The following is a 25,679-nucleotide window of genomic DNA, read 5'->3' on the forward strand; positions in this document are numbered from 1 at the left end:
TCAGTGGCACGCGGGTGCGTCAGGTCGACCCGATGCCACTGAAGTTCATCGGTGTGCCCGCTCCGCGAGTGCCTCGCGCACCGTGCGGGCGAACTCGTCGGGGTGCTCCTTGAGCTCGTGCCAGTTCGTGCGGATCACCACCCAGCCGGCCAGCACGAGGGCGTTCTGTCGGGCGCTGTCGTGCAGGAACGCGCGGAGATCCCGGTGATAGGCCCAGCCGTCGATCTCGACGAGGACCCGCTGCTGCACGAAGGCGAGATCGAGCAGCGCGGGGCCGTGGCGGGGGAGGACCACCCTGACGTCGGCCTCCCACCCCACGATCCCGGCGCCACGCAGGACCCGGTGCGCGATCCGTTCGGCCTCCGAGCGTGCTCCACCGGCAGCGAGGGCGAGGAGCGTCGCGCCGAGCACGGCGCCGTACCGCCCGCGGGACCGGCGGTGGGTCTCGGTCAGCGCGTCCAGGGCGACCGTCCCCTTCTGCAACACCCGGTCCATGAGCTTCGCCCCCGCGATCAGGCCGAGCGCGGCGACCGCGGCGAGCACGGTCGCGGCCTTCTTGGTGACGGGGAGCCCGTCGACGACGACGCGGTCGCGCGCGGGCACCGTCCGCCGCGTCACTGTCACTCCCGGCCGCGGACGTGGCTGGCTCCGCTGCGGCACCGCGATCTCCACCTCGGCGGGAGCGAGGTCGGTCATCTGCCACCAGAAGGCGGCCGATCCGCCGACGAGCGTCGCGTCGGCGCCGATCGAGAGCATGGCGACCCGGATGCGGGAGCGGGCCGTCACCGGTTGGTCGGTCGACCGGAGCACGCCGTGCGCCGGTCGCTCCCACTCCCCGGATCGGACCTTCGCGGCGATCACCGCCTTCGAGTAGCCGGCCTCCTTCGCCTGCACCACCGTGGCCACGCCGTCCTGCTTCCGCATCTGCGCGTGGAGCCCGGCGGCGTCGATCTGCTTCGCCTTCACACCCGCTCGGACGCACCGGGAAGCGCATCGGCTCCCACTTTCCGCGCGGGCTCGAACTTCAGTGGCACGCGGTGAGGCAGACGCGCCGCTTCGCCACTGAAATCGAGTCGACCCCGCTTCCGAAGAGAGGGGACCGAATGAGAAGGCCTGGTGGACGCGGGGCGCCGGCTCAGACCGACCGGAACACCAGGAACGAGTGCGGCGGGACGGTCACGGACGAACCGGCAGGGACCGGTTCCACCGAGGTCGGCACCCCGTCCGGCGTGCCGGAGGTCAGCGCGGGCACGAACGACGTGTCGCCCAGCCATGCCGGCAGCTCCACGTCGACGTCGCCGGCCCCGGAGTGCAGCACGAGCAGCACCGAGGACGACGAGCGGACGCGGACGACGAGCGTCTCCTTGTGGTGGCCCCAGTCCTCGGCGCCGAGCTCGCGGGCGGTCTCGGAGAGCCAGACGATGTCCGGCACCTCCCCGGACGGCAGGTCGGAGTGGCCGTAGAAGAAGTCGTCGCGGCGCAGCTCCGGCACCGACCGGCGCAGCGCGAGCACCCGGCCGACGAAGGCCGCCAGCGCGGGGTCGGCGTCCGACCACGACCGCCACGACGTCTCGTCGTCCAGGCAGTAGGCGTTGTTGTTGCCGTGCTGGGTGTGGCCGAGCTCGTCACCGCCGAGCAGCATCGGGGTGCCGGCCGAGAGGCCGAGGGTGGCCAGCAGGTTCCGGGTCTGCCGGTCCCGCAGCGCCACCACCGCGGGGTCGTCGGACGGACCCTCCACCCCGCCGTTCCAGGAGCGGTTGTCGTCGGTGCCGTCGCGGTTGTCCTCGCCGTTGGCCTCGTTGTGCTTGTGGTCGTAGGAGACGAGGTCGCGCAGGGTGAACCCGTCGTGGGCGGTCACGAAGTTGACCGAGGCCCACGGGCCCCGCCGCGGCCAGTAGATGTCCGACGAGCCGGCGAGGCGCGTGACGATCTCCGACACCGCACCGTGGCGGCGCCAGAAGTCGCGCACGCCGTCGCGGTAGCGGCCGTTCCACTCCGCCCAGACCGCGCCGAACCCGCCGACCTGGTAGCCCTCGCCCGTCGCGTCCCAGGGCTCGGCGATCAGCTTCACCTGCGACAACACGGGGTCGGCGGCCAGCGCCTCCAACAGCGGCGCGTCTCGCGAGAAGCCCGAGCCCCCCGGTCGGCCGAGCGTCGACGCCAGGTCGAACCGGAATCCGTCCACGCCCATCTCGGTCACCCAGTACCGCAGGCAGTCCAGCACCAGCGCCTCGACCAGCGGGGACCCGGCGTCGAACGTGTTGCCGCAGCCGGTGAAGTCGATGTCCCGCCCGTCCGGCCCGATCTGGTACCACGACGGCGCGTCCAGCCCGCGCCACGACAGCGACGGGCCGCCCACTCCGCCCTCGCAGGAGTGGTTGAACACCACGTCGAGGACGAGTTCGAGGCCGGCCGCGTGCAGCGCGTCGACCATCGCCCGGAACTCGGCGACCTCCTGGCCCCGCACGGCGGCGTAGCGCGGCTCCGGGGCGAGGTAGGCCAGCGTCGAGTAGCCCCAGTGGTTGCGGGCGCCGCGGACCATCAGCGACGGCTCCGGGGCGTTCGCGAACACCGGCAGCAGCTCCACCGTCGTCACTCCGAGCCGCGTCAGGTGCTCGATCACCGCGGGGTGCGCCACCCCGGCGAACGTCCCGCGCAGCTCCTCGGGCACCTCCGGGTGCCGCATCGTGAGGTCGCGGACGTGGGTCTCGTAGATCACCGTGTCCCGCCACGGGATCCGCGGCCGCTCCTTCCCGACGACGGACGCGGCCTCCGGGACCAGCGCGTAGGGCACGTGGCCGGCCGAGTCGACGGCGGAGACGCCGTCGAAGGGGTCGTCGTCGACGTGCGCGAGCGCGGCCGCCAGCGAGGTGAAGGACCCGTCCACCCGGCGGGCCCACGGGTCCACCAGCAGCTTCGCGGGGTTGGTCCGCACCCCGGTGCCCGGCGACCAGGGGCCGTGCACCCGCAGGCCGTACCCGGTGCCGGGCGCGACGTCGGGGACCTGCCCGCGCCACCAGCCCTCGCCGTCGGGAACGAGCTCCACCCGCCGTCCGGAGGACCAGCTGCCCTCCAACAGGCACACCTCGACCGCCTCCGCCGTCGTGGTGGCGGGCACGGCGACCGACAGGGCGCCGTCCTCGCCGAGCCGGACGCCCCGGAGTGCGGTGCCGGTGTGGCTGGTGGTGCGCATGACGGGTCATCGTGCCGGATCCGACCCGTCCCCTCCCACGATCGTCGCGATCGGATCGGAGAGGATGGCCACTGTGAGCGCTGACCCCAGTCTGTCGGTCGACGACCGTCCGCACGCCGACGAGATCGTGCGCATGCGCGAGGTCACGGTGCGCCGAGGCGGCAACACGCTGGTCGGCGGCATCGACTGGACCGTGGAGCTCGACGAGCGGTGGGTCGTGATCGGCCCGAACGGCGCCGGGAAGACCACGCTGCTGCGCCTGGCCGCGGCCGAGCTGCACCCGACGACGGGTCGGGTCGACCTGCTCGGGGAGCGCATGGGCCGGGTCAATGTCTTCGAGCTGCGGGAGCGGATCGGGCTCGCGTCCGCGGCCCTCGGCGGTCGGGTGCCCGGCGACGAGCGGGTGCTCGACGTGGTGCGCTCGGCCGGCTACGGCGTGCTCGGCACGTGGCGGGAGTCCTACGACGCGGTCGACGACGGGCGCGCGGAGGCGATGCTCGAGGTGCTCGGCGCGCTGCCGCTGTCCGACCGCGCGTTCGGCACCCTGTCCTCGGGGGAGCGCCAGCGGACCCTGCTCGCGCGGGCACTCATGACCGACCCGGAGCTGCTGCTGCTCGACGAGCCCGCCTCCGGGCTCGACCTCGGCGGCCGGGAGGACCTGGTCGCGGGCCTCACCGCGCTCGCCGCCGACCCGGACGGCCCGACGATGGTGATGGTCACCCACCACGTGGAGGAGATCCCGCCGGGCTTCACGCACGGGATGCTGCTGCGCGAGGGTGGGATCGTCGCGCAGGGCCTGCTCGACGACGTGATGACCTCGGAGAACCTGTCGGCCGCCTTCGACCAGCCGCTCGAGCTGCTGAGCCGTCGCGGCCGCTTCACCGCGTACCGGCGCTAGGGTCGCCGCGACCAACCCTCAAAGGAGCAGCTGTGACGGAGTTCGTGCGCCTCGAGGTCGAGGGCGGCATCGGCACCATCCGCCTGGACCGTCCGCCGATGAACGCGGTGAACCGTCAGGTCAACATCGAGCTGGCCACCACGGCCAAGGAGGCGGCCGACCGCGACGACGTACGCGCGGTCGTCGTCTACGGCGGGGAGAAGACCCTCGCGGCCGGGGCCGACGTCAAGGAGATGGCCGACCTCACCTACGCCCAGATGGCTGCGCGGTCCCGCGAGCTCTCGCACGGCTTCGGTGCGGTCTCGGAGATCCCGAAGCCGACGGTGTGCGCGCTGACCGGCTACGCGCTCGGCGGCGGGTTCGAGATCGCCCTGTCCTGCGACCGCCGGATCGCCGGCGACAACGCGACGGTCGGCCTCCCCGAGATCCTGCTCGGCATCATCCCGGGCGGCGGTGGCACGCAGCGCCTCGCCCGCCTGATCGGGCCGGCCAAGGCCAAGGACCTGATCTTCTCCGGCCGCTTCGTCAAGATGCCCGAGGCGCTGGAGCTGGGGATCGTCGACGAGGTCGTCGCGCCGGACGAGGTCTACACCCGGGCCCGCGCCTGGGCCGAGCAGTTCGCCAACGGCCCGACCCGCGCGCTCGCCGCCGCCAAGAACGCGATCGACCGCGGCCTCGGCATGGACCTGCGCGACGGCCTGGACTTCGAGTCCGAGGTGTTCGCCGCGCTGTTCGGCACCGAGGACCAGGTCATCGGCATGCGCAGCTTCGTCGAGAACGGGCCCGGCAAGGCCCAGTTCCTGGGCCGGTGAGCGTGGCTGCCTCGAACGGTCCAGCTCCGCTGCGCTCCGTGTCCCCCACCCAGGCGGAGGTCGACGCGGCCTTCGACGACCCCAAGCTCGCCAACGTCCTCTACCACGACTGGGAGGCGGGGACGTACGACGAGAAGTGGTCGATCTCGTACGACGAGCGCTGCATCTCGTTCGCCCTCGGGCGCTTCCGGGCCGTCGCCGGGGACGTCGGGCCCTTCGAGCACGCCCTCGAGATCGGGTCGGGCACCGGGTTCTTCCTGCTCAACCTCATGCAGGGCGGCGTCGCGAAGAAGGGGACGGTCACCGACCTGTCCCCGGGCATGGTCGAGGTGGCCGTGCGCAACGCCGAGGGTCTCGGGCTCGACGTGGACGGCAAGGTCGCCGACGCCGAGACGATCCCGATGCCGGACGCGTCGGTCGACCTCGTCGTCGGGCACGCGGTGCTGCACCACATCCCCGACCTCGACCGGGCGATCCGCGAGATCCTCCGCGTCCTCAAGCCGGGCGGGCGGTTCGTGTTCGCGGGGGAGCCGACGCGGATCGGCGACCTCTACGCCCGCAAGCTCGGCCAGGCCACGTGGTGGGCGACGACGAACCTGACGAAGCTCGGCCCGCTGCGGGGCTGGCGGCGGCCGCAGGCGGAGCTCGACGAGTCGTCGCGCGCGGCGGCGCTGGAGGCCGTCGTCGACCAGCACGTGTTCGACCCGGAGCGGCTGGAGCGGTTCGCGCTCGGCGCCGGGGCGGTCGACGTGCGGTGCGTGACCGAGGAGTTCGCGGCCGCGCTGTTCGGCTGGCCGGTGCGGACCTTCGAGGCCGCCGTGCCGCCGGAGAAGCTCGGGTTCCCGTGGGCGATGTTCGCCTACCGGTCCTGGCAGCGGCTCTCGTGGCTCGACGAGCACGTCCTCTCGCGGGTCGTCCCGCGCGGGCTGTTCTACAACGCGCTGGTCACCGGGGTGAAGCCGGCGGGTCCGGTCGAGCTGTAGGTGTTCGCCTTCTCGGTTCCCGACGTCGGGTTCCTGACGTCGGGTGCCGGGCGCGCGGCCCTCGCCGCGTTCGTCCCGGGCGGGGACCCGCTGCGCGACGTCGCCGCGGCCCGGCGGCTCGTGGGGGAGGAGCACGCGGCGGCGCTGCTGGAGACGGCGTTGCTGCGCGCGCGGGCCGTGGGCCGGTTCCCCGACGCCTGGTTGTGGACGGCCGACGCGCTCGAGCAGGCCACCGCCGTCCCGGTCGCGGAGCACCGGGCGCGCCGTCTGGCGGCCGTGGCGGCGGACCGGGTCGTGCACGACGTGACCTGCTCGGTGGGCGTCGAGGTCGCCACCCTGTCGGCCGTGCTGGACCGCGTCGTCGGGTCGGACCTCGACCCGGTGCGCCTGGCGATGGCCCGCGCGAACGTGCCGGACGCGTGGCTCGTGCGCGCCGACGCCACCGTGCCCGTGACCCGGGGGTCGGTCGTGGTCGCGGACCCGGCACGCCGCACGGCGAGCGGCCGCCGCGTGCGCCGGCCCGACGAGATGTCTCCGCCGTTGGGGTCGCTCCCCGGCCCCGACCTCGTCGTGTCCACCGCGCCCGGCCTGGACTTCGGGCTCGTCCCGTGGGCACGCGAGGTGGAGCTCGTGTCGTTGGACGGCCGCGTCCGGGAGGCGGCGCTGTGGTCCGCGGGCCTCGTTCCCGACGACGGGCCGCGTCGCCGGGCCACGGTGCTGCGCTCCTCCGGCTCCGGCTTCGAGGTGACCGACCTCGACGACGACACCTGCCCGGTGACGCCGGTGGACGAGTGGCTCGTCGACCCCGACGGCGCCGTGGTGCGGGCGGGCCTGGTCCGCCAGTACGCCGCCCGGCACGGCCTCGCCCAGCTCGACCCGCACCTGGCCTACCTGACCGGCCCCCACCCTCCGTCGGGGCGGGCCTTTCGCGTGCTGGAGGAGGGGCCGTTCAGCGAGAAGGCGCTGCGGCAGACGCTGCGCCGCCGCGCGGTGGGCCGGGTGGAGATCCTCGTGCGCGGCCTCGACGTCGAGCCGGACCGCCTCCGACCCCGGCTGAAGCTCGCCGGACCGGAGGCGGCGACGGTGGTGCTCGCGCGCGTCGGGCGTGGGGCGCGGGCGTACGTGTGCGAGGCGGTCACCGGGGCTCCGCGTCCGGTCCGCCCCGCGGTGCCCGATCCGGCGTGAGGCGACCGTCAGGTTTCCTTCCATTGGATGGGAAGGGGCTGGTCGAGCTCCGGGCGGCGCTGGTGAGACTCACGTCACCATCCATCCCGAGCGCAGGGACCGCCGATGACCGTCTCCGCCGACGCGCCGACCCGGGCCGCCGTCCACACGCCGCACCTCACCACCGGCACCCGCGTGGCGACCACCGTCGCGGTGCTCGTCGCGCAGGTCGGGCTCGCGATCCCGGCCGTGCTCAACGGGCTCTTCCAGCAGGACCTGCACACCACCTCGTCGCAACTGACCTGGATCTCCGACGCCTTCCTCGTGCCGGTGACCCTGCTCGAGCTGACCTTCGGGGTGCTCGGCGACCTGTTCGGTCGCAAGCGGCTGCTCGTCGGCGGCAGCGTGCTGCTGGCGCTCGGCGAGTTCCTGAGCGTGCTGACGCCCGAGGGCGGCACCGCGGCCATCGCCACCCTGTGGACCGGTCAGGCCCTCGCCGGCATCGGGGCCGCGGTGCTGTTCCCGACGACGCTCGCGATGGTCGCCGCGGGCACCCACGACGTCCGCAGCCGCGCGAAGGGCATCGCGATCTGGGCGGCGGGCCTGTCCTCGGGCGGGTTCGTCTCCCCGCTGCTCGGCGGGCTGGTGACCAGGCTCCCGTGGGGGGCGTCCCCCGAGGCGTCCTGGCGGTGGGCCTTCGTCGCCGTCGGGGTCCTCGCCGTGGCCAGCGCGGTGATCGGCACGGCCGCGCAGAACTCCTCCTCGCCCGCGGGTCGTTCACTGGACTGGGGCGGCCAGGCGACGATCGCGATCGCCCTGTTCGCGCTGCTCTTCGCCGTCATCCAGGGGTCGACCACGGGTTTCTCCGACCCCACGATCGTCGGCGGCTTCGTGGTCGCCGCGGTGTTCCTCGTGCTGTTCGTGCTCGCCGAACGCCGGTCGCCCGCTCCGCTGCTGCGCCTCGACCTGTTCACCACCCGGGCGTTCTCGGTGAACTCCGTGGTGACCGTGCTCGGGATGTTCGCCTTCCTCGGCACCGCCTACGCGACGAGCATCCGGCTGTCCGCGGTGCAGGACCTCAGCCCGCTCCAGACCGCCGTGGCGTTCGTCCTGCTGCAGGGCTTCGCGCTCGTCCTCATGCCCCTGACGGCGCGGATGATCGACCGGTTCGACCCGCGGCTGGCGCTCGGCGGCGGGTTCGCGCTGATCGGGGTCGGGGACGTCTGGATGTCGCTCCTGCCGGTCTCCGACCTGTCCCTGCTCCCGGTCGTCGCCCCGCTCGCCCTGTGCGGGATCGGGTTCGCGTTCGCGCTCTCCGGGGTGACGGCGGTGGCGGTCAACACGGTGCCGACCCACCTCGGCGGGATGGCCTCCGGCACGACGAGCCAGCTGCGCGACTTCGGGTTCACCCTCGGCCCCGCCATCATCGGGGCGATCGCGCTCTCCCGGGCGGCCTCGGTGATCGCGGCCGGCCGGCAGGCGGACCCGGCCCTGGAGGCCGAGGTCGAGCGGTACACCGCGCAGGCACCGCCCGCGATCGCCGGGGCGATCGAGTCGGGTCCGCTCGGCCAGGTCAGCGTGCCGGGGCCCCTGCACACCCTCGCCTTCGACGCCCTCGGCGAGGCCTACGCGATCGGGTACGTGGTGTGCGGGGTCGCAGCGCTGGTCGCCGCCGTCCTCGCCGCGGTGGCGCTCGGCGGGACGTCGCAGCGCCCCAACATCACCGACGAGGAGGTGCCTCCGGCCGGTGAGCAGAAGAGGTCGCTCTAGCGACCCTTTCTGCTCACCCGCGCGGAGCGCCCAACCGGCGCCGCAGCTCCGCCCGCACGAACGTCGCGTCCGCGTCCAGGGCCACGTCGACGGGGCGCCCGAGGACGACCGCCTCGGCACCGCGCATGTCCCCGATCGTCGCGCCCCGTCCGGGACCGGACGAGGTGTCGACGTCGACCGGCATCGACATCGTCCGCACCGACCCGGGCGCGATCGCCTCGAGCACCGCCACGGCGTCGTGCACCGGGATCGCGGGCGTGCCGAAGCGGGCGGAGTAGGCGGCCAGGTACGCCTCGCGGGTCGAGGACAGGGCGGCGCCGATGGGGGAGGCCTGCGCGAGGTCGTCGAGCCAGGCGTCGGAGAGTGTGATCCGCATCGTGAGGTCGAGCGGGACGAGCGTCGTCGGGACCACCGAGCCGGCCAGCACCCGCCGCGCCGCCTCCGGGTCGCCCCACACGTTGAACTCCGCGGCCGCCGTGACGTTGCCGCCGAACGCGATCGATCCGCCCATGAGCACGAACCGGCCGATCCGCTCCTCCAGGTCCGGGCGGGCGGAGAGCAGCGTCGCGACGTTCGTGTACGGCCCGATCGCGGCGATCGTCACGGGCTCGGTCGCCTGCTCGAGCACCGACGCCATGAGCGCCACCGCCCGCAGCGGGGACTCGTCGACCGGCGGGCCGAAGTCCCCGGACCGGCCGCCGAGCCCGTCGTCGCCGTGGACGTCGTCGGAGCGGCGGTCGAGCAGGTGCACCAGCGGCCGGTCCGCGCCGCGGCCCACGGGCACGTCCGGGCGCCCGAACGTGCCGAGCAGGCGGCGGGCGTTCTCGGTGGTCTGCTCGACGGGCACGTTGCCGTGCACGGTGGTCACGGCGAGCAGGTCGACCTCGGGGGCGAGGCAGGCGACGGCGAGAGCGAACGCGTCGTCGACGCCGGGGTCGGTGTCGATGATCAGCGGGGTCATGCGTGGGCCTCCAGGAAGGCGTGGAGCTCGTCGAGCGTGGGGAGCGCGGGCTGGGCGCCCGCACGGGTGGCGGTCAGGGCGCCGACCGCGCAGGCCCGCGTCAGCGCCTCGTCGTCGGGAAGCCCCTCGACGAGGGACAACGCGAGGGCCGCGGTGAAGGCGTCGCCGGCAGCGGTGCCGTCGACCGCGTCGACGACCGGGGGTTCGGCGGAGGCCACCTCCCGGCCGCGCCGGTACAGCGTGGCCCCCGATGCCCCGTGGGTCACGACGACGGCGGCGAGCGCGTCGAGGTCCGCGGTGCGGCCGAGGATCGCGTGCTCGTCGTCGTTGACACTCAGCAGGTCCACGGTGCGCAGCACGGCCTCGTCGACGGCGCGAGCGGGGGCGGCGTTGAGGACGGTGAAGCCAGGCGCGGCCATCGCCGCGGCGACGGCCTCGTCGGGGACCTCGAGGACGGTGAGGACGAGGTCGGCAGCGAGGTCGTCCGTCGTCACGAACCCGTTCGCGCCGGTGTCGATGACGATCGTGGTGTCGCCGTGGTCGTCGACCTGGATCATCGCGGTGCCGGTCGGGGCGTCCTCCACGCTCGTCACCGCTGCGAGGTCCACGCCTTCGGAGCGCAGCAGCGCCAGGGCCTCGTCGGCGAGCGGGTCGGAGCCCACGGCGCCGACCAGCCGCACCGTCGCGCCGAGCCGCGCGCACGCGAGCGCCTGGTTGGCGCCCTTGCCGCCGGGGTGACGGGTGACGCCGCGGCTGGTCAGGGTCTCGCCGGGGGAGGGCAGGCGTTCCAGTCGCGCGACCAGGTCGAGGTTCACGCTGCCGACGACCACCACGTCGAGCTCCGCTGCGCTTCGTCTCCCGGTCCCCGAGGTCACCGGCCCATCCTCGCCGTACCCTCTCGCGGGTGAGCAGTTGGGCGACCCGGAAGGATCCGGACCAGGCGCGGCTCGTGTCACTGGCGTCGCTGCGCTGGATCGTGCGACACCGGGCGTGGACGCCGTGGTACCTCGTGCGCTACTGGCGGATCCTGAAGGTCCGCCGGAAGCAGCCGCACATCGTGCTCAAGGGCATGGTGTTCCTCGGCAAGGACGTGTCGCTGGAGTGCCGGCCGGGGCTCGGTCGCCTGGAGATCGGGCGGTTCACGCACATCGGCGACCGCACCAAGGTCCGGTGCCACGAGGGCTCGCTGCGCATCGGCGACAAGGCCGTGTTCGGGGCGGACAACACGATCAACGCCTACCTCGACGTCGAGTTCGGCGACGCCACGCTGCTCGCCGACTGGATCTACGTCTGCGACTTCGACCACCGCTACGAGGACATCCATCGCCCGATCAAGGACCAGGGCATCGTCAAGACCCCGGTCCGCGTCGGCCCGGAGACCTGGGTCGGCACGAAGGTGACGATCCTGCGCGGCACCACGGTCGGCCGTGGGTGCGTGCTCGGCGCGCACGCCGTGGTGAAGGGGATCGTGCCCGACTACTCGGTGGCGGTCGGGGCACCCGCGCGGATCGTCCGGGACCGGGTCGCCGACTACGAGGCGGCCGCCGCCGAGCGTGCCGCGCTCGCCGACATCGCCCGCAAGACGGCGAAGGCCGCCGCGGAGGCCGCTCGGGACTGATCACATCAGTCACCTGACGTCAACGTCTCGCGAACGCGGTCGAGGATCTCCTCGAGCATGGCGGCCTGGGCCGCAGTGAGGCCGAGGGCTGACGGCGCATTGAACTCGCGGACCGCCGGCCAGGCGCGGTCGAGGGTCTCCCGGCCGTCCGTCGTGAGCCCGAGGGTGGCCCGCCGACCCCGGCCGCCCGGACCGTGACGCTCGACGAGACCACGGTCGACCATGTCGGCGACCAGCACGCCGATGCTCTGCGGCCGCACCAGGACCACCCGGGCGAGCTTGGCCTGGGTGAGCTCGCGCTCGGCGAGGGCGTGCAGGACCCCGAACTGGGTCGGTGTCAGGTCCGTCGTGGCGAACACCTGGGCGAAGCGCAGACCGACCACGTGAGCGGTCCGCATGAGGTTCCAGACCGGCAGCGCATCGTCCGACACGTGTGTACGGTATCAGTTGACTGATATCGACGGCAGGGAGGACGACGATGCGTGTCACTGTCATCGGCGCCGGGATCGGGGGCCTCGCCCTCGCGCAGGCCCTGCACCGGGCCGACATCGACGTCGTGGTGCACGACCGGGACGCCCACGTGGGCGCGACCGGCGGTTACCGGCTGGCCCTCGACCGGCCGGCGTGCGAGATGTTGCGGCGCCACCTCGGGCCCGCGCACTACCAGGCACTGCTGGGCAGTTCGGCGCCGCCGTCGGCCTCGCGGACCCTCACCCTCGCCGACCACCGGCTCCGCCCCCTGGCCGAGCAGACCTTCGACCCCGCCGACGAGGCGTTGTTCATCGGCCGGGTCCCGCTCCGTACCCTCCTCGCCGAGGGCCTCGGGGACCGGGTGCGCTTCGCGAGCACCTACCGCGACCACGAGGTGCGCTCCGACGGCCGGGTCGTGACGCACTTCGACGACGGGACCACGGAGGTCTCCGACGTGCTCGTCGGCGCCGACGGGGTCCGGTCGCGGGTCGCCGCGACCCTGGCGGGCCGTCCCACCTCCACCCCGTGCGACTACGGGTGCATCGCCGCGCGCATCCCGCTGACGGCGGAGGTCCGCCGACGGCTGCCCGCGATGCTCGCGGACGGCCCCGGCCTCGCGCAGGGGCCCGGTGGCCTCGGCCTGTTCCTCACCGCGCACGATCCCGCGGCCGGGGCCACCGTCGACCCCGCCACCTGTCGGGAGGTCGCCGCGATCACCGAGGCGCCCGCGCTCGTCTGGGGGCTCATCGGGCCGGAGGCGGTACTGCGACCGGGCGGGACGGCACTCGCGGCGGGCGCGCTGGTCGCGCACGCGCGGCACGTCCTGCGGGGCTGGTCGCCGGCTCTCCTGGACCTCGTCGCCGCCACCGACGTCGACACCGCGGCGTACTTCGGCTACCACACGTGCGATCCCGACGGTGACCTCACGCCGTGGCCCGCGGGTCCGGTCACCGCCCTCGGCGACGCGGTCCACGCCATGCCACCGACCGGCGGTGGCTCGGCCGCCACCGCCATCCGCGACGCCGGGCACCTCGCCGACGAACTGGTCGCCGCCCGCGACGGGACCACGACGATCCCGCTGGCCACCCTGCGCTTCCAGCAGACGATGGCCGGCTACGCGCCGTCCCGGGTGCGCGACGCCCTCGGTCTCCTCCGGTCGATGCAGCGGCTGTCCCACCCGGTCGCGAGCGGGGTCGCCCGCGTGGGGCTGCCCGCCGTCGCCGCGTGGCACCGGGTCCGGACGAGCCTCACCGGCTCCGGTCGCCCCGGGTCCGCCGTGGCCGACCACGCCCGGGTGGTCTCGTGAGCGCCGACCTCGCCGTCGTCGTCCTCGGCGCCGGCGGTGCCACCGGACGGCGCGTCGTCGCGGAGGCCCTGCACGCCGGTCATCGGGTGACCGCCACCGCCCGCGACCCCGACCGCCTCCGCTCCCTCCTGGCCGCGGACGACCTCCCCAGCCGCCCCGTGGTGGTTCGGGCCGACGTCACGGACGAGACGAGTCTCGACGCGGCGATCGACGGTCACGACGTCGTCGTCTCCGCCGTCGGCCCGCCGGGCCGGCGCGCCGACGGGCTGTACTCCGCCGGGGCGCGGGCCACCGTCGCCGCCATGGACCGGTGCGGGGTCGACCGCTTCGTCGGCGTGACCTCGGCCGGGGTCCGCCGCGACGATCCCGAGCTCGCCCTCTGGTACCGGCTGCTCGTCCGCCCGCTCCTCCGGGAGCTCTACGACGACATGATCGCCATGGAGGCCGTCGTCACGGCCGGGGAGCTCGACTGGACCCTGGTGCGGCCGGTCCTGCTCCTCGACCGGGACGCCACCGACCGCTACCGCGTCGACGACGCCGCGACCCCGCCGCACGGCCGGTCGATCACCCGGGGTGACGTCGCCCGCTTCATCGTCACCGAGCTCCGGGACCGACGCTGGTCGCGCCGCCGGCCCACGATCGCGCACTGAGCCCTGGGCTCAGCTCCGGCCGAAGACGTTCCCGCTGGGGATCTTCGGGCGCTCCAGGGACACGGATTCCCGACGACGGGTGGCGCGGTAGAGCGCGGCGGTGTCCGCCGCGATGGTCGGCCAGGCGAAGTCGGTGTCGAGGCGCTCGCGGGCCGTGGCGGCCCGTCGTCGGGACGCCTCCGGGTCGTCGAGCGCCGCGACGACGGCGGCGGCGCAGCCCGCGACGTCACCCGGGTCGAACGAGAGCCCGGTGACGCCGTCGAGCACGACCTCCCCGAGCCCGCCGGCCCGCGACGCCACCAGGGGCGCGCCCGCGGCCGCCGCCTCCAGCGCGACGATGCCGAACGGCTCGTAGCGCGACGGCAGGACGACCGCCGACGCCGAGCCCAGCAGGCGCGTGAGGGTGACGTCGTCGACGTGCCCGAGCATCACGACCGCGCGGCGCACCCGGGCCTCGCGGGCGCGGGCGGACAGCCAGGCGGCGTGGGAGCCGGAGCCCGCGATCATCAGCCGCGTCCCGGGGTGGGCCCGACGGATCGCGGGGAGCGCGGCGATGACGTCCTGGATGCCCTTCTCCCACTCCAGACGGCCGAACGTGACGAGGGTGGGCGGGCTGACGCGACGATGCGGATTCTCTGCCACTGGATGACAGGAACGACGCTTTCCTGCCACGGGGGAGGGCGCCCACCCCGACGCGTCGATCCCGTTGTGCAGCACCGCGATCCCGGTCGGGTCGACGTCGAACAGGTCGGCGACCTCGGTGCGCATCGCGTGCGAGCACGTGACCACGGCGTCGGCGGCGTTCGCGAGCCACCACTCCACGCTGTGCACCTGCTGGTTCAGCGGCTGCGACAGCCAGCCCCCGTGGCGGCCCGCCTCCGTGGCGTGGATCGTCGCGACCAGCGGCACGTCGGCGAGCTCGCGCAGGGTGATCGCGGCGTGGGCGACGAGCCAGTCGTGGGCGTGCACGACCTCCGGTCGCCACTCCCGCAGCAGCCCGGTGGCCGCGCGGACCAGGGCGTGGTTCATCGCGAGCGTCCAGGCCACGAGGTCGCGGAAGAACTCCAGGTGCGGCGGGTCCTCGGCGACCCGCAGCACGCGCACGCCGTCGACGACCGTGTCGGTGGTCGGGTGGGTCGCGGCGTCGGTCCCGGTGGGCTGCCGGGTCAGGACGACGACGTCGTGGCCCTGCGCGGCGAGGTGCGTCGCGAGCGCCCCGACGTGGCGTCCGAGCCCGCCGACCACGACCGGCGGGTACTCCCAGGACACCAGCAGGGTTCTCATGCGTCGACCAGCACCCGGGAGCGCGCCGGCGTCAGGTGGCGGGCGTCGAGGTGACCGAACAGGTCGTCCTGCGCGGCGAACACGGCGGCCCGGCGCGCCGCCTCCGCGTGGCGTCCGGCGGGCAGGAGATCGGTCAGCTCGCGGACCCGGTCGCGGTGTTCGGCGGCGCGTCGGCGGGCGTAGTGCGCGGCGGAGTCCTTCGTGACCATGAACGCCCAGTCGCTAGACAGGGCCAGTGCCGCCTGCACGGCGAGGGCGTCGAGCGTGGCGTCGCGCCCGGTGGAGCGGGGGACGCCGTCGACCGCGGCGAGCAGGCGGGTCGCGACCTCGGTGTTGTCGGTGACCAGGTCGGCCACCGCGGCGCCGTCCCACACGCGCCAGTCCTTGCCCGAGCCCCACGACGACGGCGGGAGCACCACCGGCTCCTCGACGTGCCCGGCCTCGACCGCACCGCGCAGGGTGGTGACGCGCACCCCGGCGTCGGGAAGGAGCGTCAGCACCTGCTCCAGCCACGCCGGGCCCTCGTGCCACCAGTGCCCGAACAGCTCGGTGTCGTACGCCGCGACGACGAGGCCGTGCCGGCCGCGGCTCGCCTTCAGCTCCCGCAGCCGGGCGACGACGGTGTCGACGAAGTCCTGCGCGTCCTTCCCGACGGCGGCCGCGGCCCGGTCGGGCTCGTAGGGCGCCTTCTCGGCCACCCGCTTCCCGGTCACCCGGTAGGGCTTGAAGCCCGAGGCGTGGTCGAAGGTGTGGAAGTCGCGGTAGTCGGGGCCGCCCGGGTAGCCGGCCTTCGGCGACCACACGCGGTAGGTGACCTCGAGGTCGCGGCCGAAGGCGACGACGTCGGACCCGTCGACCGGGTGCGCCGCGGCCGTGTCGCCGCGCAGGGCGGGGCCGTCGACGAGGAACCGCTGCACGCCCGCCGCGGCGTACTCGCGCTCCATGCCGGGCGCGTAGCCGCACTCCGGCGCCCAGATGCCCCGCGGGCGGGCGCCGAGCCGGCGCGCGGTGTCGCGCAGGCCGCCGTCGAGCAGGAACCGCCGGACGCGGCCGGGCAGCAGCGGGCCGAACGGGTGCGTGACCGGCCCGCCGAGGAGTTCCACCACACCGGAGTCGGTGAGACCGCGGAAGACGGGCGAGCCGCCGTGGCGCCAGGTCCGCTCGAAGGTCTCGAGCGCGGCGGCCGCGGCCCGGTGCTCGCGGACGGCGGTCTCGGGGAGCCGGCGGTGGTTCGCGTGCGCCCGGAGCTGCCAGTCGGCGAGCCAGGCGTGCATCGCCCGCAGCGTGTACGGGTGGTCGAGCTGGGCCGCGAGCACCGGCGTGACGCCCAGGGTGAGGACGTCGCGGTGGCCCCGATCGGCCAGGCGGTGCAGCACGTCGACCACGGGCAGGTAGGAGTGCGCCCAGGCCTGGTAGAGCCAGTCCTCACCGACCGGCCACGAGCCGTGCCGGGCCAACCAGGGCAGGTGGGAGTGCAGGACCAGGCAGAACGTCCCCTCCGTCATCCGACCTCCTTCGGCCCAGCAGGTTACTTCCGGGTAGACGCGGATCTCGGACGGGGATGACGTTCCACCATGCTACCGTCGGTGCTCCACCACGGAGGCACGCAATGGCGGCGCTGAACATCAAGAACGACGAGACCTACGCTCTGGCGCGGCAGCTGGCCAACGAGACCGGCGAGAGCCTCACCGAGGCCGTGACCACGGCGGTGCGGGAACGTCTCGCGAGGCTCCCGGCACGGGGGTCGGTGGACGCGGCCCGACTCGAGGCCGGCCGCGCCATCGCCCGCAACATCGCGGCACGCCTGGGACCCTACGAACCCGGCGTCGACCCGACGGCGTTCCTCGACGACGAGGCGACCGGACTGCCACGGTGATCGTCGATTCCTCCGCGCTCGTGGCGGTCCTGCGTCAGGAACCCGACGCCGACGTCTACGACCAGGCCATCGCGACGGTGGGCTTCGCGCGCCTCTCCGCCGCCAACTACGTGGAGACGGCCCTGGTGATCGACGGGGCGGGAGACCCGGTCGCCAGCAGGGAACTCGACCACTACCTCGGTGTCATGCGGATCGAGCTGGTCCCGGTGACGCCGGCCCAGGCGCACCTCGCCCGCGCGGCCCTCCGCGACTTCGGGAGGGGCTCCGGGCACCCGGCGAGGCTCAACTACGGCGACTGTTTCTCCTACGCGCTCGCCATCGACACCGGAGAGCCCCTGCTCTACAAGGCGCCCCGGAAGACGGGAGACACGGACTTCGTCCACACCGACGTCAGGCCGGCCGTGCCGCGCTGACGACGAGGTCGAGCGAGGCGTCGACGTCGTCGGCGCGTAGGTCGAACTCGTCGACGGTCACGGCCTCGACGTCGGCGACCAGGGCCTCCGGCCACTCCGCGCCCGACAGCGCCAGCGCGATCTGCGCGTCGACGATCGACCCGCCGTGGCGCGCGTCGCGCTCGCGGAGCGCGGCGCCGTGGTGGAGCCCGCGCACCTCGACGCCGGAGAACCCGGCGTCGGGAAGCATCGCCACGAGGTCCTCCGCCGCGAGCTCGCGGGTGTGGAAGGGGTTGAGCGGGCGGTCGTCGAGGGCGTTGCCGGGGGAGAAGGTGAGGCGGTTGGGCGTGGAGCAGTGCAACCGCCCGCCCGGCCGGAGCACGCGGGCGCACTCGCGCAGGAACCCGGGCTGGTCCCACAGGTGCTCGATCACCTGGAGGTTCACGACGACGTCGACCGAGGCGTCGGGCAGCGGGAGGCGCTGCAGGTCGGCGCGGACGACGTCGAGCCCGTAGCGCCGGTGGACGTGTGCGGCCGTCGCCGCCTCCAGCTCCAGCCCGACGACACGCTCCGCGACGTCGGCGAGCAGCGCCGCCCCGTAGCCCTCGCCCACTCCGGCCTCGAGCACGACGGCGTCCCGGCAGTCGTCGACCAGGGCGAGGTAGACGGCCTCGTGGCGGCGGAACCAGTAGTTCTCCGCCGGGATCCCGGGGACGGTGCGCTCGCCGGTCAGCGGCAGGGTCTCGGTCACGCCGCCATCCTCGTGTCCCCGGCGAGCGGGCCCGTCAGTTAGGTTGGGCTCACCTCAGTCGAGGGAGGGACCCGTGACCGCGCTCGCCGACCGACCGGCGGGGACACGTGTCCCCCGGGGCAGGCGCCCGGCGCTCGTCGTCGGGATCGCGGTGGTGGCCCTCCTCGTCGCGATGGTCCTGTCGGTCGTGGTCGGGGCGGCGCTGCTCAGCCCCGTCCAGGTGTGGGCCGGGCTGACCGGGACGGGTGCCGACCAGACCGTGGCGATCGTGCAGGACCTCCGGGTGCCGCGGACGCTGCTCGGGGCCCTCGTCGGGATCGCGCTCGGGGTGGCCGGGGCGCTCATGCAGGGCCACACCCGCAACCCGCTCGCCGACCCCGGACTGCTCGGCGTGAGCGCGGGCGCGGGCTTCCTGCTCGTCGTCGCCATCCAGTTCCTCGGCATCACGAGCCTGTACGGCACGGTGTGGTTCGGCTTCGCCGGCGCGGGGCTCGCCAGCGTGCTCGTGTTCGCCCTGGCCTCGCTCGGCGGCAGCCGCGCGGGCGGGCCGACCCCGGTGACGCTCGCCCTGGCCGGGGTCGCCGTGAGCGAGCTGCTCATCGCGATCACCTCGGCCCTGGTCCTGCGGGACACGTCCTCCCTCGACGCCTACCGCTTCTGGTCCGCGGGCGCCCTCGACGACAAGGACTCGCTCGCCTCGCTGCAGATCGCCCCGTTCGTCCTCGCGGGACTGGTCCTCGCCGCGATCAACGCACCGGGTCTCAACGTGCTCGCCCTCGGTGAGGACACCGCCCGCGGCCTCGGACACCACGTCGGCCGCGCCCGCGCGCTCGGGATCGCCGCCATCACGCTGCTCGCCGGGTCCGCCGTCGCGGTGGCGGGGCCGATCTCCTTCGTCGGGCTCGTCGCGCCGCACATCGCCCGCTTCTTCACCGGCCCCGACCACCGCTGGCTCCTGCCGGTCGCCGGGCTGGGCGGCGCGACGCTGGTGCTGGTGGCCGACGTGGTCGGCCGGCTCGTGGTCCGTCCCGGGGAGCTGCAGGTCGGGATCGTGCTGGCCGTCGTCGGCGCGCCCTTCTTCATCGCGCTCGTGCGGCGACGGAAGCTGGCGCGGCTGTGATGCGGGAGGCCGGGGTCCTGACGACGGCGCGGCGCGGGTTCCGGGCCGGGCCCGTCACCGGCGTGTGGCGCACGCGGGCGGTACTGGTCGCGGTGGTGACCGCCGTGCTGCTCGTGCTGGTCGCCGCGGTGAACCTCGGGCGCGGGGACTTCCCGATCCCGGTCACCGAGGTCGTCCGCATCCTGCTCGGCGGCGGCGACCCGGCCGACGCCTACATCGTCACCGAGCTGCGCCTGCCCCGGACCCTGACCGGCGCGTTCGTGGGCGCCGCGCTGGGGCTGTCCGGTGCCCTGACCCAGGCCGTCGTCCGGAACCCGCTGGCCAGCCCGGACATCCTCGGCGTCACCGACGGCGCGAGCCTGTTCGCCGTCGCGTCCGTGGTGCTCGCGGGCGGTGCGGGCGTGTCGGGGCTGGCGGTGTCGCCGGTCGGCACGCCGATCGCGGCGCTCGCCGGCGGCCTGGTCGCCGCGGCCCTGGTCTACGTCCTGGCCTACCGGCAGGGCCTGGACGGCTTCCGGCTGCTGCTGGTCGGGATCGCGGTGAGCTCGGCCGCGGTCTCGCTGACCACCTACCTGCTCGTGTCGGCGAACGTCCAGCAGGCCGGACAGGTGCTGACCTGGTTGCGCGGGTCGCTCGCCAGCCGGTCCTGGGAGAACGTGGTGCCCGCGGGCCTCGTCCTGGCGGTCGGGCTGCCGCTCGCGATCGTGCTGGCGTTCCGGCTCGCCGCCCTCGAGCTCGGCGACGAGGCCGCCCGCGGGCTCGGGGTACGGGTGGACCGCGCCCGCGCCGGGGTGGTCGGCGTGGCCGTGGTGCTGGCCGCCGTGGCGACCGCCTGCGCCGGGCCGATCCGGTTCGTCGCGCTCGTCGTCCCGCAGATCATGCTGCGCCTCTCCGGGGGATCGCGGCCGCCGCTGGTCGGCTCCGCCCTCGGTGGGGCGCTGCTCGTGGTGGCCGCGGACCTCGTCGCGCGCACCGTGCTCGGCGAGGCGGTGCCCGTCGGGGTCGTCACCGTGGTCGTCGGCGCCCCGTACCTGCTCTACCTGCTCGTCCGCCGCACCCGCAGGAGGACCGTGTGACCACGGATCTGACCAGACCCGACGTCGGGAAGACGACGAGGACCCGGCTGCGCACCGAGGGCCTGCAGGTCGGCTACGACGACGAGCTCGTCGTCGGGGCCGACGGCGGGCTGGACCTCGACGTCGTCGAGGGCACCGTGACGGCGGTGATCGGCCCGAACGGCTGCGGCAAGTCGACGCTGCTGCGGGCGATGGCCCGCCTGCTCGCCCCGCGGCACGGGCACGTGCTGCTCGACGGCCAGCGGATCGACCGGATGCCGTCGAAGCAGGTCGCGACGGTGCTCGGGGTGCTGCCGCAGGACCCGGTGGCGCCCGAGGGGCTCGTCGTCGCCGACCTCGTCGCGCGCGGCCGGCACCCCCACCAGCGCTGGTTCCGGCAGTGGAGCCCCGACGACGAGGCCGTGGTAACCGAGGCGCTCGCCTGGACCGGGACCTCCGAGTTCGCCGACCGGCCGCTCGAGACGCTGTCGGGCGGGCAGCGGCAGCGGGTGTGGATCTCGATGGCGCTGGCGCAGGGGACCGACGTGCTCCTGCTCGACGAGCCGACGACGTTCCTGGACCTCGCGCACCAGGTCGACGTCCTCGACCTCGTCGAGCGGCTGCACCGCGAGCGCGGTCGCACCGTGGTCATGGTGCTGCACGACCTCAACCTCGCCGCCCGCTACGCCGACCGCCTCGTCGCCATGCACGACGGCCGGATCGCGTGCTCCGGCGCCCCGGCCGACGTGCTCACCGAGCAGACGATGCGCGACGTCTTCGGTCTCGAGGCGAAGATCGTCGAGGACCCCGTCTCCGGGACCCCCCTGGTGCTGCCGGTCGGCCGGCGCCAGCGAGAGCGTGACGATTCGGACAGTTGACCTTCGGACGTGATTAGGTAAGCCTCACCTCCGACTTCCATCGTCGTTCGTCCGGAGCCGCATCCATGAGTTCTCGTCGGCGCCCCTTCGTGGCGCTCCTGTTCGGCCTCGTCGCCGCCCTCCTGCTGTCCGCCTGCGGCAGTGGCTCGGAGTCGGGCACGTCCGCCTCGTCGGCGCCGGCCGCTCCCGGCTTCCCGGTGACGATCAAGCACAAGTTCGGGGAGACGACGATCCCGAACAAGCCGGTCCGGGTGGTCACCGTCGGCTACAACGACGTCGACTTCGCCCTCGCGCTCGGCGTCGTGCCGGTCGGGGAGCGGCAGTTCCTCGGCTCCTTCGACGCCGCGAACCGCCCCTGGGCCCAGCAGGCGCTCGGCGGCCAGCGGCCCGAGCTCGTCGGCGGCAACCAGATCGACGTGGAGAAGGTCGCCTCGTTGCGCCCCGACCTCATCCTCGGCGTCTACTCCTACATGGAGCGCGCCGACTACGACGCCCTCTCCCGCATCGCGCCGACGATCGCCGACCCGCAGGACGGCGTGGCCGTGCCGTGGCAGGAGCAGACCCGGATCACCGGTCAGGCGCTCGGGGAGAGCGCGCGGGCCGACCAGGTCATCGCGGGCGTCGAGCAGCGCTTCACCGACGCCAAGAACGCCAACCCGCAGTTCGCCGGCAAGACCGTCGCGGTCGACCTCACCGCCAGCGGCTCGACCAACTCGCTCGGGACCGACGACCTGCGCACCCAGCCGTTCACCGGGCTCGGCATGCAGGTCGCGCCGACCACCCAGGAGCTCTCCTCCGAGCAGCTCGGCGAGCTGAACAAGGACGCGCTGGCGGTGTTCGGCGCCGACGAGGCGACCGTGCGCGCGATCCCGACCTTCAACACCCTCCCCGTGGTGCAGCAGGGGAAGGTCGCCTTCCTCGGCGGCGAGACGTCGATCTTCGCCGGCGCCGTCGGCTTCGGCAGCCCGCTGTCGCTGCCCTACGCGATCGACGCCATGGTGCCCCCGCTCGCGCAGGCCCTGCGCTAGGTGTCTCCCGTGACGAGCGAACGGCACTCTCACAGCATCGGTGCACCCGAGAGTGCCGTTCGTTCCGTCCTGGGTGGGGCGCTGCGGGAGCGCCGGAGACCGATCGCTGCCGCGACCGTCCTGTTCTGCGGCCACCAGGCGGGGGAGGCCCTGGTCCCGGTGCTCGTCGGCGTGGTCATCGACCGCGCCGTCGCCACCGGCGACCCGGGCGCCCTCGTCCTGTGGCTGACCCTGCTCGGGCTGGACTTCCTCGTCCTGTCCTTCTGCTACCGGTGGGGCGCCCGCCGGTCCTGGTACGCCGACGTGACCACCGACCAGGCCCTGCGGCTCCGGGTCGCCGACCGGGTCCTCGACCCTCGCGGCGGCGCCGAGACCGGTCGCCTGCCCGGCGAGCTCACCTCCGTCGCCGTGACCGACGCCAAGCGCGTCGGCGTCGTCGCCTTCGCCCTGCCGCTCGGGATCGCCGCCCTCGCCGCGATGGCGGTGGCGGCCACGGTGCTGCTGACCTCCTCGCTCGTGCTGGGCGTGCTCGTCCTGGTCGGGACGCCGCTGCTGCTGGCCGCCGTGCACTACCTCGGCCGCCCGCTCGAACGCCGGTCCGGCCCGGAGCAGGAGGCGGCCGCCCGCGCCTCGGGCGTCGCGGCCGACCTCGTCGAGGGCTTCCGGGTCCTCGGCGGCCTGCGCGCGCAGCCGGCGGCGGTCACCCGGTACGTCGGCGCCTCGCGGGCCGCCCTCGCCGCGACGCTCGGCGCCACCCGCGCGCAGGCGCTCTACCAGGGCGCGGTGCTCGCCGCGAACGGCCTGTTCCTCGCGCTGGTGGCCCTGGTCGGCGGCCGGCTCGCGGCGTCGGGCGTCATCTCGGTCGGTGAGCTGGTCGCCGCGGTGGGCCTCGCGCAGTTCCTCGTGACGCCGCTGCAGATCCTCGGCTGGGTCAACGGCCGCCTCGCGCAGGGACGGGCGTCGGCGCGCCGGATCGGCGAGGTGCTGTCGGCGCCGTTCGCGGTGGGCACCTCCGACGTGAACGAACGGCACTCTCGCGCACCTGGAGCGAGCGAAAGTGCCGCTCGCTCGGAAGGGCAGTCCGCCGAACGGTCCAAGGGCGAGCTCAGCGTCCGCGAGGCGCTCGACGGCGTGGACCTCGACCTCGAGGCGGGCGCCCACGTCGGCGTGGTCTGCGCCGACCCGGCCGACGCGGCCGCGATCGTGCGGGCGCTCGCGCGCGAGAGCGCGACACCCGCCGTCGTCACCCTCGACGGCACCGACGTGACCACGCTCGACCCGACCGAGTCCCGACGACGGGTGCTGGTCGCCGCGCACGACGCCGTCCTGTTCTCGGGCACGGTGGCCGAGACGGTGGGTGCCGCGGCCGTCGGCGACGTCGGACCGGCGCTCGCCGCCGCGCACGCCGACCAGGTCGCCGAGGTGCTGCCCGACGGGCTCCACAGCGCCGTCTCCGAGCAGGGCCGGTCGCTCTCGGGCGGGCAGCGCCAGCGGCTCGCACTCGCCCGGGCCCTCGCCGCCGACCCGCCCGTGCTCGTGCTGCACGACCCGACCACCGCCGTCGACGCCGTCACCGAGGCCCGCATCGCGGCGGGGGTCGCCGCACTACGGGCCGGCCGGACCACGCTCGTCGTCGCCACCCGTCCCGCGTTGCTGGCCGCGACCGACCGGGTGGTGCACGTCGTCGGGGGCCGGGTCGCCGCGACCGGGACGCACGCGGCACTGCTGGACGACCCCTCCTACCGCGGAGCGCTGGGATGAACCGGGAACTGCTGCCGGTCGCCTCCGGTGACCGCATCCGGGTCGTGCTCGCGGGGCTGCTGCGCGAGCGGCGGGGCGTCGTCCTCGGAGGTCTGGTGGCGCTGCTCGCGAGCGCCGGGGCGAGCATGGCGGTGGCGCCGCTGCTCGGGCTCGTCGTCGACGTCGTCGTGCAGCGCCGGGGGCCCGACGCCGTCACCGCGCCCGTGGTCGGTCTCGTCGCCGCGGCCCTCGCGCAGGGAGCGCTGGCCGTGGTCGGCGGGATGCTCGTCGCGCGTGCCGGCGAAGGCCTGCTCGCCGACCTGCGGGAACGCTTCGTCGCCCGTGCCCTGTCGTTGCCGCTCGCGCGGGTCGAGGAGGCCGGCGCCGGCGACCTCACCAGCCGCGTGACCTCCGACCTGTCCCTCGTCGGCGACGCCGTCCGCGAGGCCGTGCCGAACGTCGCCCGCGGCGGACTGGTCATCGTGGCCACGCTCGTCGGCCTCGCGGCCCTCGACGGGCGCTTCCTGCTCGCGGCCCTCGTCGCGCTGCCCGTCCAGGCGCTCACCGCCCGGTGGTACCTGCGTCGTTCGACCCCGCTCTACGCCGAGCAGCGCCGGGTGGGGGGCGCCCAGCAGCAGCAGCTGCTCGACACCGTCGGGGGCATCGGGACGGTCCGGTCGCTGGTGCTGCACGACGAGCACCGGCGCCGGGTGTCCTCGCGGGCCGCCGACGTCGTCGCCCTCGCCTTGCGGGTGGTGCGGCTGCAGACCGGGTTCTTCGGGCGGCTGAACCTCGCCGAGTTCCTCGGGATCGCGGCGGTGCTCGCGACCGGGACGTGGCTCGTGTCGATCGACGCGGCCTCGGTCGGCACGGCGAGCGCGGCCGCCCTCTACTTCATCGCACTGTTCACGCCGATCAACGAGACGCTCTTCCTGCTCGACACCGTGCAGTCCGCGGGGGCGTCGCTCGCCCGCGTGGTGGGGGTCGCCGACCTCGGACCGGCCCCGGAGCGGCCGGTCGGGGAGGACGGGTCGGTCGCGGTCCGCGGGGTGCGGCACAGCTATGTCGCAGGCCACGAGGTGCTCTCCGACGTCGACCTCGACATCCCGGCCGGCGCCCGCGTGGCCCTCGTCGGTGCGAGCGGCGCGGGCAAGACGACGCTCGCCGGTCTCGTCGCGGGGGTCCACGTCCCGACGGCGGGTGCGGTGGCCGCCGGCCGGGTCGGGCTCGTGACCCAGGAGGTCCACGTCTTCGCCGGCCCGCTGGCCGACGACCTGCGCCTGGCCGCGCCGTCGGCGTCGGACGACGATCTCGCCGCGGCGGTGGAGGCGGTGGGCGCGTCGACGTGGGTGGCCGCGCTGCCGGACGGGATCGACACGGTGGTCGGGGCCGGCGGGCACGCGCTGACCGGTGCCCAGGCCCAGCAGCTCGCCCTCGCCCGGCTGCTCCTCGCCGACCCGCCCGTCGCCGTGCTCGACGAGGCGACGGCCGAGGCCGGCAGCTCCGGTGCGCGGGCCCTCGACGAGGCGGCCGAGCGGGTGCTGGTCGGGCGCACCGGGATCGTGGTCGCCCACCGGCTGGTCCAGGCCGCGACCGCCGACCGGATCGTGGTGATGGACGCCGGCCGGATCGTGGAGTCCGGCACCCACGACGAGCTGCTCGCCGCGGGCGGGCGCTACGCGACGCTCTGGTCGACCCAGCAGGGCTGAGCCGCTCCCGGCCCCCCTCC

Annotated in this window: 24 protein-coding genes; 16 read left to right on the forward strand and 8 right to left on the reverse strand. The window is 74.6% G+C overall.

What is annotated here, in order from left to right:
- Positions 1-45: 45 nt before the first annotated feature.
- Complete coding sequence (locus QSK00_RS27550; RefSeq protein ID WP_285596192.1) at positions 46-966, reverse strand: type IV toxin-antitoxin system AbiEi family antitoxin domain-containing protein; 921 nt, start codon at positions 964-966, stop codon at positions 46-48.
- A 169-nt stretch (positions 967-1,135) separates the two neighbouring features.
- Complete coding sequence (gene glgX, locus QSK00_RS27555) at positions 1,136-3,193, reverse strand: glycogen debranching protein GlgX (protein WP_285596194.1); 2,058 nt, start codon at positions 3,191-3,193, stop codon at positions 1,136-1,138.
- A 64-nt stretch (positions 3,194-3,257) separates the two neighbouring features.
- On the opposite strand from glgX, the gene QSK00_RS27560 reads away from it, so the two are divergent.
- From QSK00_RS27560 to QSK00_RS27580, 5 genes are all read left to right on the forward strand, one after another.
- On the forward strand, positions 3,258-4,091 hold the full coding sequence (locus QSK00_RS27560) for an ABC transporter ATP-binding protein (protein ID WP_285596196.1): 834 nt from the start codon (positions 3,258-3,260) through the stop codon (positions 4,089-4,091).
- Positions 4,092-4,123: 32 nt separating this feature from the next.
- On the forward strand, positions 4,124-4,903 hold the full coding sequence (locus QSK00_RS27565; RefSeq protein ID WP_285596198.1) for an enoyl-CoA hydratase/isomerase family protein: 780 nt from the start codon (positions 4,124-4,126) through the stop codon (positions 4,901-4,903).
- A 29-nt stretch (positions 4,904-4,932) separates the two neighbouring features.
- Positions 4,933-5,886 carry a class I SAM-dependent methyltransferase gene (locus tag QSK00_RS27570; RefSeq protein WP_502872088.1) on the forward strand — a complete coding sequence of 318 codons (954 nt, stop codon included), beginning with the start codon at positions 4,933-4,935 and terminating at the stop codon, positions 5,884-5,886.
- A complete protein-coding gene (locus QSK00_RS27575) occupies positions 5,887-7,071 on the forward strand; it encodes a THUMP-like domain-containing protein (protein ID WP_285596202.1) in 1,185 nt (394 codons plus the stop codon).
- A 105-nt stretch (positions 7,072-7,176) separates the two neighbouring features.
- Positions 7,177-8,820: an MFS transporter gene (locus QSK00_RS27580; RefSeq protein ID WP_285596203.1), complete on the forward strand. Its 1,644-nt coding sequence runs from the start codon at positions 7,177-7,179 to the stop codon at positions 8,818-8,820.
- A gap of 13 nt (positions 8,821-8,833) precedes the next feature.
- Here the strand turns inward: QSK00_RS27580 and QSK00_RS27585 are convergent, their stop codons facing one another.
- A complete protein-coding gene (locus QSK00_RS27585; protein ID WP_285596205.1) occupies positions 8,834-9,781 on the reverse strand; it encodes a nucleoside hydrolase in 948 nt (315 codons plus the stop codon).
- Positions 9,778-10,656, reverse strand: coding sequence for a ribokinase (locus QSK00_RS27590; RefSeq protein ID WP_285596207.1), 879 nt, complete (start codon positions 10,654-10,656; stop codon positions 9,778-9,780). Before QSK00_RS27590 ends, QSK00_RS27585 begins: the two co-directional genes overlap by 4 nt.
- A 29-nt stretch (positions 10,657-10,685) precedes the next feature.
- On the opposite strand from QSK00_RS27590, the gene QSK00_RS27595 reads away from it, so the two are divergent.
- Complete coding sequence (locus QSK00_RS27595; protein WP_285596209.1) at positions 10,686-11,399, forward strand: acyltransferase; 714 nt, start codon at positions 10,686-10,688, stop codon at positions 11,397-11,399.
- Between the two features lie 5 nt (positions 11,400-11,404).
- On the opposite strand, the gene QSK00_RS27600 is transcribed toward QSK00_RS27595, so the two are convergent.
- Positions 11,405-11,830 (reverse strand): MarR family winged helix-turn-helix transcriptional regulator, encoded by a 426-nt coding sequence (locus tag QSK00_RS27600; RefSeq protein WP_285596211.1) that lies wholly within the window; start codon positions 11,828-11,830, stop codon positions 11,405-11,407.
- Positions 11,831-11,877: 47 nt separating this feature from the next.
- Between QSK00_RS27600 and QSK00_RS27605 the strand changes: the two genes are divergently transcribed.
- Both QSK00_RS27605 and QSK00_RS27610 read left to right on the forward strand, forming a co-directional pair.
- Positions 11,878-13,176 (forward strand): FAD-dependent oxidoreductase, encoded by a 1,299-nt coding sequence (locus QSK00_RS27605; protein ID WP_285596213.1) that lies wholly within the window; start codon positions 11,878-11,880, stop codon positions 13,174-13,176.
- Complete coding sequence (locus QSK00_RS27610) at positions 13,173-13,826, forward strand: NAD(P)-dependent oxidoreductase (RefSeq protein WP_285596215.1); 654 nt, start codon at positions 13,173-13,175, stop codon at positions 13,824-13,826. Before QSK00_RS27605 ends, QSK00_RS27610 begins: the two co-directional genes overlap by 4 nt.
- Positions 13,827-13,835: 9 nt before the next feature.
- Here the strand turns inward: QSK00_RS27610 and QSK00_RS27615 are convergent, their stop codons facing one another.
- Together QSK00_RS27615 and QSK00_RS27620 are read right to left on the reverse strand one after the other, a co-directional pair.
- The gene (locus QSK00_RS27615) at positions 13,836-15,110 is read right to left on the reverse strand and encodes a glycosyltransferase family 4 protein (RefSeq protein WP_285596216.1); all 1,275 of its coding nucleotides are present in this window, start codon (positions 15,108-15,110) and stop codon (positions 13,836-13,838) included.
- Entirely contained in the window at positions 15,107-16,615 is a 1,509-nt protein-coding gene (locus QSK00_RS27620; RefSeq protein WP_285596218.1) for a 1,4-alpha-glucan branching protein domain-containing protein, read from the reverse strand. Before QSK00_RS27620 ends, QSK00_RS27615 begins: the two co-directional genes overlap by 4 nt.
- Positions 16,616-16,719: 104 nt before the next feature.
- Between QSK00_RS27620 and QSK00_RS27625 the strand changes: the two genes are divergently transcribed.
- Entirely contained in the window at positions 16,720-16,986 is a 267-nt protein-coding gene (locus tag QSK00_RS27625) for a type II toxin-antitoxin system VapB family antitoxin (RefSeq protein WP_285596220.1), read from the forward strand.
- Positions 16,983-17,399, forward strand: a complete 417-nt coding sequence (locus QSK00_RS27630; protein ID WP_285596221.1) for a type II toxin-antitoxin system VapC family toxin — start codon at positions 16,983-16,985, stop codon at positions 17,397-17,399. Before QSK00_RS27625 ends, QSK00_RS27630 begins: the two co-directional genes overlap by 4 nt.
- Here the strand turns inward: QSK00_RS27630 and QSK00_RS27635 are convergent.
- Positions 17,377-18,129 (reverse strand): class I SAM-dependent methyltransferase, encoded by a 753-nt coding sequence (locus tag QSK00_RS27635; protein ID WP_285596223.1) that lies wholly within the window; start codon positions 18,127-18,129, stop codon positions 17,377-17,379. The genes QSK00_RS27630 and QSK00_RS27635 overlap by 23 nt on opposite strands.
- 73 nt (positions 18,130-18,202) lie before the next feature.
- Between QSK00_RS27635 and QSK00_RS27640 the strand changes: the two genes are divergently transcribed.
- The 6 genes from QSK00_RS27640 (at position 18,203) to QSK00_RS27665 (ending at position 25,659) form a co-directional block, all read left to right on the forward strand.
- The gene (locus QSK00_RS27640; RefSeq protein ID WP_285596224.1) at positions 18,203-19,249 is read left to right on the forward strand and encodes a FecCD family ABC transporter permease; all 1,047 of its coding nucleotides are present in this window, start codon (positions 18,203-18,205) and stop codon (positions 19,247-19,249) included.
- Positions 19,249-20,325 carry a FecCD family ABC transporter permease gene (locus tag QSK00_RS27645; RefSeq protein ID WP_285596225.1) on the forward strand — a complete coding sequence of 359 codons (1,077 nt, stop codon included), beginning with the start codon at positions 19,249-19,251 and terminating at the stop codon, positions 20,323-20,325. The genes QSK00_RS27640 and QSK00_RS27645 overlap by 1 nt, the downstream gene beginning before the upstream one ends.
- Entirely contained in the window at positions 20,322-21,182 is an 861-nt protein-coding gene (locus QSK00_RS27650) for an ABC transporter ATP-binding protein (RefSeq protein WP_285596227.1), read from the forward strand. The genes QSK00_RS27645 and QSK00_RS27650 overlap by 4 nt, the downstream gene beginning before the upstream one ends.
- 65 nt (positions 21,183-21,247) lie before the next feature.
- Entirely contained in the window at positions 21,248-22,210 is a 963-nt protein-coding gene (locus tag QSK00_RS27655; protein ID WP_285596229.1) for an ABC transporter substrate-binding protein, read from the forward strand.
- Between the two features lie 9 nt (positions 22,211-22,219).
- Positions 22,220-23,971: an ABC transporter transmembrane domain-containing protein gene (locus QSK00_RS27660; protein WP_285596231.1), complete on the forward strand. Its 1,752-nt coding sequence runs from the start codon at positions 22,220-22,222 to the stop codon at positions 23,969-23,971.
- A complete protein-coding gene (locus QSK00_RS27665) occupies positions 23,968-25,659 on the forward strand; it encodes an ABC transporter ATP-binding protein (protein ID WP_285596233.1) in 1,692 nt (563 codons plus the stop codon). The genes QSK00_RS27660 and QSK00_RS27665 overlap by 4 nt, the downstream gene beginning before the upstream one ends.
- Positions 25,660-25,679 lie beyond the last annotated feature (20 nt).

The sequence above is a fragment of the Actinomycetospora sp. NBRC 106378 genome, assembly GCF_030269685.1.
Classification (GTDB): Bacteria; Actinomycetota; Actinomycetes; order Mycobacteriales; family Pseudonocardiaceae; genus Actinomycetospora.